7 protein-coding genes are annotated in these 10129 nt (G+C 39.2%); 3 read left to right on the top strand and 4 right to left on the bottom strand.

The window, feature by feature from the left end:
• Nucleotides 1-405 precede the first annotated feature (405 nt).
• Nucleotides 406-1110, bottom strand: coding sequence for a DUF1080 domain-containing protein (locus G7B18_RS17330; protein ID WP_164112751.1), 705 nt, complete (start codon nt 1108-1110; stop codon nt 406-408).
• Nucleotides 1111-1279: 169 nt separating this feature from the next.
• Complete coding sequence (locus G7B18_RS17325; protein WP_164112752.1) at nt 1280-2443, bottom strand: acyl-CoA dehydrogenase family protein; 1164 nt, start codon at nt 2441-2443, stop codon at nt 1280-1282.
• 106 nt (nt 2444-2549) lie between these two features.
• Here G7B18_RS17325 and G7B18_RS17320 point away from each other — a divergent pair, with 106 nt between their 5' ends.
• The 3 genes from G7B18_RS17320 (at nt 2550) to G7B18_RS17310 (ending at nt 6480) form a co-directional block, all read left to right on the top strand.
• Nucleotides 2550-4079 carry an aldehyde dehydrogenase family protein gene (locus G7B18_RS17320; protein ID WP_164123613.1) on the top strand — a complete coding sequence of 510 codons (1530 nt, stop codon included), beginning with the start codon at nt 2550-2552 and terminating at the stop codon, nt 4077-4079.
• Nucleotides 4080-4092: 13 nt separating this feature from the next.
• Nucleotides 4093-5382 carry an L-lysine 6-transaminase gene (lat, locus tag G7B18_RS17315; RefSeq protein WP_240452895.1) on the top strand — a complete coding sequence of 430 codons (1290 nt, stop codon included), beginning with the start codon at nt 4093-4095 and terminating at the stop codon, nt 5380-5382.
• A gap of 273 nt (nt 5383-5655) precedes the next feature.
• Nucleotides 5656-6480 carry a sulfurtransferase gene (locus tag G7B18_RS17310; protein ID WP_164112754.1) on the top strand — a complete coding sequence of 275 codons (825 nt, stop codon included), beginning with the start codon at nt 5656-5658 and terminating at the stop codon, nt 6478-6480.
• Nucleotides 6481-6488: 8 nt separating this feature from the next.
• On the opposite strand, the gene G7B18_RS17305 is transcribed toward G7B18_RS17310, so the two are convergent.
• Entirely contained in the window at nt 6489-7268 is a 780-nt protein-coding gene (locus G7B18_RS17305) for a GLPGLI family protein (protein WP_164123611.1), read from the bottom strand.
• A gap of 13 nt (nt 7269-7281) precedes the next feature.
• Entirely contained in the window at nt 7282-10101 is a 2820-nt protein-coding gene (locus G7B18_RS17300; RefSeq protein WP_164123609.1) for a TonB-dependent receptor, read from the bottom strand.
• Nucleotides 10102-10129 lie beyond the last annotated feature (28 nt).

Genomic DNA, 10129 nt, shown 5'->3' with positions numbered 1-10129 from the left:
CGCTTCTGCTTTTATGATGCCGGAACAAAATCCGTTATCCTGCTTTTTTCTGTTGCCCTTCGTTTCCGTTGGGACTGCAAAGGTAGGAATCTTTTTCAAACCTCCAAAATAAATGTGAAAATTTATTCCAGCGTCTTTTCTTGTATTCCCGCGTTTAAATAACTTTAAACCCTTCTTTTTTCATGGTCCCGTCCTAAGATCCGACCGTTCCTCCCTTGCGGAGTGGTGCAAAGATAGGACAATTAAACCCATAGTTCCAAAGGATATCCCCATCTATTTTTGCAATAAAACCCTAAAACGCTGGAAATGCGGAGAATAAAATTGAAATGGGATAACCGTAGCTAGGGAAATAGGGCTTTACATCTACAAAGCCTCTACTTATTACCTTAGAAGAACTCTAAATATCTAAAGGGGAGTAACTATTTGTTCTGGTAAAATATACCCTTCATCAAGCTCTACTAATTTTAAATTCTTAAACTCAATTTTAGCACCTTCTGACTCCAAACATAAATATCCTTTACGTTGGGTTGATTGTTTGATACCATTTACAAATTTCCCATTAACAGATAATTTTATAGTACCATCGACACATACCACAGTATATCTATTCCACTCTCCCACACCTACACAACGGTTTTCAATAGATTTACTTCTTACCCCTCTGGGATTATCAGGCTCTGTCTTGGCTTTACCGGCACCAAAAAGCTCTCCATGAACGTAAGCAATGGGTGGTATTACCCCATTTTTCTGATTCTGATTTACCCAATCCAATTCCAACATTTGGACTTCAACTCCACTAGGCAATCTACTTACCGCTTCGGGGACCGCATCACACCAAACAAAAACACCTGAATTCCCTCCGGCTTCTAAATGTCTCCACTCTATATCCAGAATAAAATTTTGATACATTTTCTCGGATCGAATCACCCCAATAGGCAACCCGGTACAGACTAATAGCTCCTGATCCTTATACCAGGTAGCAGCTGTGGTATTAACATCTACCCACCTTAGCACCTCCCTACTTGAGTTTTCAATAATAAGATCTCGCCAACTTTGCTTTTCTCCAAACTCAAAAAGGATTTCCTGAGCAAAACAGGGAGTAAACATCATAAAATATAACGAAAGGAAACAAAAACCAATCAAATATCTACAGCGACAGGCACTATAAAGGTGGGCTAATCTACTTTTTGAAGAATTATTGCTCCAACTAAAAACATAACGAATCATTTTGGACAATGAGTTAAGAATGAATGTCTAAATTAAGAAATAGATAGCAAATCTAAAAACTACTAATTCCTGTAATATCCTGTCCAGTAATCAACAAATGTATATCATGTGTCCCCTCATAGGTGATGACAGACTCCAAATTCATCATGTGCCGCATAATTGGATAATCGCCAACAATTCCCATCGCCCCTAAAATCTGTCGCGACTCACGGGCTACCCGTAGTGCCATATCCACATTATTACGTTTCGCCATAGATATTTGCTGTGGTGTAGCACGGCTCTCATTCTTCAATACCCCTAACCGCCAAGATAATAGTTGAGCCTTTGTTATTTCGGTAATTATTTCGGCTAATTTTTTTTGCTGTAGTTGGTAACTCGCAATGGGCTTTCCAAATTGCGTTCTTTCAAGCGCGTAGCGTAGGGCTACCTGATAACAGTCAATAGCAGCGCCTATCACCCCCCAAGAAATACCGTAGCGAGCAGAATTCAAACAGGACAATGGTCCGCGCATCGAAGATACCTCCGGCAATATTCTTTCTCTTGGAATATATACCTGATCAAAGACCAACTCTCCTGTTCGCGAAGCTCTCAGCGACCATTTGTTCTTTATTTCCGGTGTCGAAAAACCTACATCATCCCGTTCTATAATCACGCCCTTAATTTTCCCTTGTTCATCTCTAGCCCATACTACCGCAACATCACAAATCGGCGCATTCGTAATCCATGTTTTAGTTCCCGTCAACCGATAACCTTCACGATCTTTCTTTATTCGTGTTTCCATGCTTGATGGATCCGACCCGTGATTTGGCTCCGTCAATCCAAATGCCCCCACCCAATCACCAGTGGCCAACATAGGTAGGTATTTATTCCTTTGTGCTTCAGAACCGAATGTATATATGGGATACATCACCAGCGAAGATTGCACAGAAGCTGCCGATCGAATAGCGGAATCCCCGGCCTCTAATTCTTGCATAATTAAGCCATATGCCAGGTAATCCAAGCCAGCTCCTCCATATTTGCTCGAAACAAATGGACCCAAAGCGCCTATACCCCCCAACTTTTTCATTAAATCGGGAATCTCTTCATGTTGTTGTGCTTTTGCATCAACGCTGGGCAAAATCTCTGTACGCACGAAATCGCGAACAGTTTGACGAACCAATAAATGCTCTTCTTCTAAAAGTTCGTCTAAATTAAAATAGTCTACACTGCTGTTCATATCTAATTGGGCTTTCTATAAAATTATTAAAAATCCAACACAATCACATAAACAATAAATATTATTCTTTATATTTATTAAAATTTCGAATAATATAAACCATATTATGACAATTAAAGAATTAAAAACACTAGGGATAGAGATTAATAACCTAGGCACATCGACAGGCACGAAATGGTTTTCAAAAGGAGAGACTATAGCTTCATTTTCGCCAACCAATGGTCAACCTATTGCAAACATTCAATCAACAACCCGTAAAGAATACGACAAGGTCATCAGTGAAGCTGAAAAGGCTAAACTAATCTGGAGAGATATTCCTGCTCCAAAGCGCGGAGAGATAGTGCGTCAATTGGGAGAAAGATTAAGAGAACTAAAACCTGTATTGGGTAAATTGGTATCTTATGAAATGGGCAAATCCTATCAGGAAGGTATGGGAGAAGTTCAGGAAATGATAGACATCTGTGATTTTGCAGTGGGACTATCAAGACAACTCTATGGCAACACGATACATTCGGAACGTCCAGGACATCGGATGTATGACCAATACCATCCTCTTGGTATTGTTGGCATCATCACGGCTTTTAATTTTCCCGTTGCTGTCTGGTCCTGGAATGCAGCTCTTGCATTAGTATGCGGTGACGTAGTCATTTGGAAACCTTCTGAGAAGACTCCACTATGCGCTGTTGCATGTCAAAAAATAATTGCAGAAATCTTAAAAAACAACAGATTACCAGAGGGCATTTCATCGGTAGTAACAGGTGACGCTGAAGTTGGAAAATGGATTTCGGAAGACGATCGTATCCCATTAGTCTCCGCAACAGGATCCACTAGAATGGGTAAACTTGTTGCTACTACTGTGGCTCAGCGCCTTGGCAAGACACTGCTGGAACTAGGTGGTAATAATGCCATTATTGTCACACCGAGTGCTGACTTAAAAATGACAATTATAGGTGCTGTATTTGGTGCGGTGGGCACAGCTGGACAACGTTGCACCAGTACGAGAAGATTAATAGTACACGACAGTGTTTACGACAAGGTAAAAAAAGCTTTGACTGATGCCTATAAACAGGTAAAAATTGGAGATCCATTGGACACGAAACACCACATGGGACCATTAATTGATACCGATGCCGTTAATATATATCTAAATGCATTGGAAAAAATCAAAGATCAAGGAGGTAAAATATTGGTTCAGGGAAAAGTATTAACTGGTAAAGGTTATGAAAGTGGCTGCTATGTAACTCCAGTTATCGCTGAGGTAGAAAATCACTATCAGATTGTGCAGGACGAGACTTTCGCTCCTATATTGTATCTGATAAAATACAGTGGCGAAGTAGACAATGCCATCGTATTACAAAACGGTGTAAAACAAGGGTTATCGTCCGCGATTATGACCTCAAGTTTGCGGGATTCAGAATTATTTCTGAGTCAGAATGGTTCTGACTGCGGCATAGCCAATGTCAATATCGGCACATCTGGGGCTGAGATAGGCGGTGCTTTTGGCGGCGAAAAAGAAACAGGCGGAGGGCGTGAATCAGGTTCTGATGCTTGGAAAGTCTATATGCGTCGGCAGACGAACACCATAAACTATACAACGAGTCTACCATTGGCCCAAGGAATAAAATTTGATCTTTAAAAAACTTAAAATTATGAGAGAAGTACATCAAAGACTGGCGAAGCATATTTTGGCTGACGGTTTTCCTGTCGTTATAGATCTGGAAAAATCACATGGTTCTTATATTACTGATGTTGACGGCAACGAATACCTGGATATGTTCAGCATGTTCGCCTCTTCACCAATCGGATACAACCACCCCTACATTCTTGAGCATGCAGATCAACTGACGGATGCAGCAATCAACAAACTGGCATTATCGGATATCTACCCTACAGCATATGCTGATTTTCTAGATACGTTCGATCGTGTTGCTATACCTAAAGAGTTGAGTTATTGCTTTTTTATAGACGGTGGAGCTTTGGCAGTCGAAAATGCATTAAAAGCAGGGTTTGATTGGAAAACAAGAATCAATCTATCAAAAGGGATTGAGCATGAAGCCAGCCAAGTGATTCATTTCAAACAGGCGTTTCATGGTCGTACAGGATATACCCTTTCGCTCACCAACACGAAAGATCCAAAAAAATACATGTATTTTCCAAAATTTAACTGGCCTCGTATCACGAATCCTAAACTAAAATTTCCAGTCAATGAAACAAATCTTGCTGAAACTGTAGCATTGGAAAAACAGGCTATTGCTGAAATCAATGTGGCCATAGCACGACATCCTGAAGATATTGCTTGCCTAATTATCGAGACTATACAGGCCGAAGGCGGAGATAATCACTTTAGAAAAGAATTTTTTCAAAAATTGAGAGCTGTCTGTGACCAGCATGATATCATACTTATACTGGATGAAGTGCAAACAGGCATCGCTATGACAGGTAAGATGTGGGGATACCAGCATTATGGCATCATACCGGATGTTATTGCTTTCGGAAAGAAAACTCAAGTTTGCGGAATACTAGCTAACCGGGAGAAATTTGATCGCGTTGAAAAAAATGTCTTCAAAGAATCCAGCCGTATTAATTCGACATTTGGCGGTAATCTTGTGGATATGGTACGCTTTAAACTTATTTTAGAAGTTATAGAACAAGAAAACTTGGTCGCTAAAGCGGAAGAAAAAGGAAAATATATTTCGCAACAGATTGAGCAATTGGTTAAAGATTTTCCGAATTTATCCAACCCTCGTGGAAAAGGATTACTTGCCGCTTTCGATTTCGAAAACGAAAAGCTACGCGATGATTTTATTCAAAAAACACTGGGCAACAAGCTGTTGATATTAGGTTGCGGCGAGAAAAGTATACGATTTAGACCTCATCTTACTGTTAGCATCGAGGATATCGACAAAGCTTTTATAATAATCCGTCATTGCTTGATCTAATAAACTCTCGACAAATCTCAACAAATTATTAAGAGCATGTTTTACAAAGAATAAACTATGCAAAAAGTGCAAAACTAAGAATCTCTTCTAGAGAAATTATGGAATTGGAATTAGCATTGTATATCGACTAAAACACTAGGTGACTTTAAAAAACCAATTTGGAGTTGTAATTTTATCATCAAAAAGCAATATGAAATATCCCTGTAGCGGAAGAGCACAAACACCGATGAAAAGAGTCGACCTTGTGAGCTCATCGAAGATCATTATTTACCTATGAAATCACCTCTAATCAACGTACAACAACTGAAGGACTTAAGCATCAACCATAACATCATCCTTCTTGATGCTACAATAGATAAAGTTGGTGAGAAGCTCGACAATAATACGATGTCGTTAATTCCAAATTCGATATTCTTTGATATTGAGGGTCTTTTTTCGGATCATTCATCTGGATTACCACACACGATGATTGATCCGATTAGCTTTACCACACATGTCCAAAATCTAGGCATAAATCAAGATAGCATTGTTGTGATTTATGACCGTTGGGGGATATATTCTAGTCCACGTGCGTGGTGGATGTTTCGTTATATGGGACATGAACAGGCATATGTACTTGACGGAGGAATAAAAGCCTGGCTAAGCAAAGACCTTCCGATAAGCGATAAACACCACACATCGACAGAACAAGGTGATTTTCGGGCTGTTGCGCAGAAGGACTGGTTTAAAAACAAATCGGATATATTACAGCATCTTCAATCGAAGACCTCTAGTATCATCGACGCGAGAGGATCGGGTCGATTTTATGGAACCGCTGCAGATCCGCGCCCCGGTGTCCGATCTGGACATATTCCGACTTCAAGTAACCTCCCATTTGATCAGGTACTAGACGGGGTCTTTTTGAAAGACAAGACGCTATTGAAACCTATATTCGCATCACATTTACGCGAGGGCGGATCGAACATATTTACCTGCGGTTCAGGAATTACGGCTTCTATACTCGCACTAGCAGCATATCAGATCGGCGTCACAAATCTAGCTGTATACGATGGCTCATGGGCAGAATGGGGAGCAGACCATTCTTTACCTATGGAGTAAAGTCTTAATTAAAATAAGACTTTACTCCATAGTTTTTGAAAAGCTTTTTCATCCATCCAATCATAAACAGAACTTTTCAATAACTCTTTTATCTGCTGTTTGGATTTCGGGGGTACCTTTTTGCTCTTAGTAAGTTGGCTCGACACGAGTTGATTATTTAATTCAACTTGCGTAGCAAACATATTTATATTCCAACCCGGCACGGATAACCCCAATATCGTACCTGGCAATCCCTGAATAAGTTCGGGTCCGCTAGACATGGCAATCTGATTCGTAAAAAAAGCTACGATATAAATAGAATCCTGAATCAACCCATTGGCCCTTCGGCATTCGTACCCAGCGATGTTTCGATATTCATCGGTATATTTCCATTTGACATTTGGTATGGTATCTTCCAATAAAATCTCATCTCCTCCAAATTGAATTAACCTTGAAAACATATTTGTTTTTTGATTTTTATAGGTTTTCGAGTCATTGAACACCGGAAGATAATTTAAGGCACTGCGATAATTAGAGGGATAGTCTTCTTTGATCGTTTCAAACAAGGTCTCTCCATCATAAAATTTAAGGCTATGCTTTGTTCCTATTTCCACGGGTCCATTTTTCACCACCTCATCGACAAACATCTTATCCCAAGTGTCGAGATCGACCTTATTCAAGTAATTACGTTTTAAATAATTTTGTACATGAAACTTACGTTCATAGGTGATCGTTCCACTATTTGGGAAAAAAGCATATTGAGCATATATTTCAATCAACATAAAGTTCAGAAATAGTAATAATAACATTGCTTTAACCATCTTAATTACCTCCTTTCATAGTTGTAAAATTGTAAATCAGTTTAAACATTCCGTACCGCTTCAATACATCATTGCTCGTCTGAACAAAGGAATATCCATTCTGGTAACGGCTTATACCATTGTTTCGATTTAAAATATCGTTTACAAAAAACTGTGCTTCCAACGATTTATCTTTTAAGAATTTTTTAGAAATATACCCTGTCATATTGAAGGTACTAAAAGCCTTAAGTGTCTCGGTTGCTCCTTGGTAAGATTGATCTATATTGACAGCAATTTTAAAATCTCTAGGGAAATAATAGGTAAAGTTTGAATTGGAAGACAACGTAAAAGTTGTACTATTCAACTCGGACTGCAACGAAGCGTTAAGCACTTGCACGCCTGGTCGAAAATCTACTGAAAAATCCATTTTATTAGCTCTGTATCGGCTAATCCCTACGGAGGGGGAAAAACTAAATCGCTCAGTATTATTTAATTCCGGTTCTTCCTGCTCTGTAGACAAATAGTTATAGGTACTATTAAAGTCCGCGGATATCCCCGTACTTATATTAACTCCCATTTTCCGAAACAAGGGCATTCGGTAGCCGCCCCCCATGTGTGCTGACCAATTTTGCTTATCAATATTGACAAATGAAATATCCCTTTTTCCTGTCTCTGCGTAATAACGAACCCGACTGTTGATACTATTTATATTTTGATTGGCTCCACCATATAGGTATAAACTTCGATCTTTCAACGGTCGGTAAGAATTAAAATTTATGGAATAGGAATTACTAAACCCAGCAGACAGATCGGGATTATCGAAATAATTGACCAATTGATTAGCATTTTGCTTTAAGGGTTCAATCTGTGTCAGATCAGGCTGCACTGTACGTCCGTAGTAGCGAAAACTAATATTTTTACTTTTTGACAGCTTATAATTCACATAAAACATAGGGTTAACGGATATCTGTGACCGTTGTAATGCCGTATTTAAATTATTATAGGTCCGTCTTACATCCTCAAAATCTAATCTGTTACTGACATTCATTGTCCATAGATCATTTTTAAAGTTTACCCCCGTATTAGCCGTATTTTTTAAACTGCTAACGTTAAAATCATTCAAGACTTGCACATCTAACAAGGTATAATCTCCTGTTACAGGATCTTTATCAAAAGACTGATTTAAGTTGTTCGCGTTATTTTTGAGAAAGGCGTATCCCAAGGTAGCAGTTAGATATTTACTCAGTGGCTCCGTGTAATTCAAAGAAGTCGTAAACACTTTACTCCCGACCTCGTCTCGTTTAAGCTGATCGATTTCGTCTCGTTTAAGCTGATCGATTTCCGTTGTTACCGCTGTGGAATAATAATTTGCTCGTGAAGAATAATTGGTAGCTCCATCGGTCTGGTTCGATCGAACATTTGCATTAAACGTCATAGATCGTCTATCTTTTTTAAATTTCCTAGTCAATAGAAGGTCAAGGTTAAGATTTTCACTGTCGCTGATGGTGTTACTTATATTCTCCATTTTGTTGATTAAGTTTCCCTCTAAATTTTGACGATCCGATTTCTTATCCTCGTTATTTTCCTGATTTTTCCGGACATATCCCAAACGCACGGTCCCTGTAGACAGCGAATCAATATTAAAATCATAACGCATGTTAACATTATGTGACTTATCCTGATTGTTGGTTATGGTAGTAGCATTATCCAAAGTAGCGTTCTCGGGATAGTTTTCTTGCGCCCGATAGTTGTTTTTGTTACGGACATCCATCTGATTCCCTTTGTAATTTACATTCAACTTATGTTTATCGTTCTTTGATTTGTCCGAAAAGCTAAATCCCATATTAAGTGCTTTCGGTATACCAGCTCCCCTATAATTACCACTCCAGGAGTCTGTGCCATCAAAACCTCCGTCGGACGTTATCATAATTCCTCCTCCGTCCATTACAGATACATTGGTATTCCCTCCTACGCCATATTTTTGCCCATCTTCAAACCCCAACCCCACCAATCCGTCATTCGCTATGATTCCATATGCCGCAATCTTTTGAGTCCCCTTGAATCGGTTTGCCATTATTTTTCCGGTATAGTATTTATCTGTCCCTACCCCTCCTAACACTTGGCCAAACATTCCTTTCTTTTTGTCTTCTTTCAGCTTAATATCAATAGTTTGAGTTCGTTCACCGTCATCAATACCCGTCCTTACAGCGAGGTCCGACTTTTTTTCATAAACCTGTACTTTACTCACCATATCAGATCGTATATTTTTTGTTATCAATGTAGGATCATCACCAAAAAATTCCTCCCCATCCAGTAATACTTTTTTCACCTCTTTTCCTTGCGCCGTGATCCTACCACTCGCATCCATAGTTATTCCGGGAAGCACCTTCAATAAGTCCTCAACTTTGGCATCCTTTTCCACTTTAAAACTACCTGCAACGTATTCTATTGTATCTCCCTTTATAACAACAGGCTTCCTGCCCATAACCTGAACCTCTTCAATCAACCGTGCGACTTTTGAAAGTTTAATAATTCCCAGCTCCTTTCCCGCAGGGTCTAATGCGAGATCCTGAACAAAGTCTGCATACTGGGGATAGGATACCAGCAATTTGTAACTTCCAGTATCAATATTGATAAGTGAAAAGTTACCATTTTCCTTTGACCATGTAAACCGGACGAGAATAGAGTCTTTTGTATTCAGAAGCGCAATAGATGCCTTCTCTAACTTACCATTATCAGAGCCGTCAACAACCTGTCCAGAAACTTTAGTTTGTGCGGAAGCCTGAAAAAAACTCATAAAAAGCAAGCATACAAAAAGTAGCAATAATAGGTTTGGATTCATAGCAAATAGTTTATAATAAGTCTTGTAT

Source organism: Sphingobacterium sp. xlx-130 (assembly GCF_011007405.1).
In the GTDB taxonomy this organism is placed as follows: domain Bacteria; phylum Bacteroidota; class Bacteroidia; order Sphingobacteriales; family Sphingobacteriaceae; genus Sphingobacterium; species Sphingobacterium luzhongxinii.
This window is presented reverse-complemented; position numbering and strand designations above follow the sequence as displayed.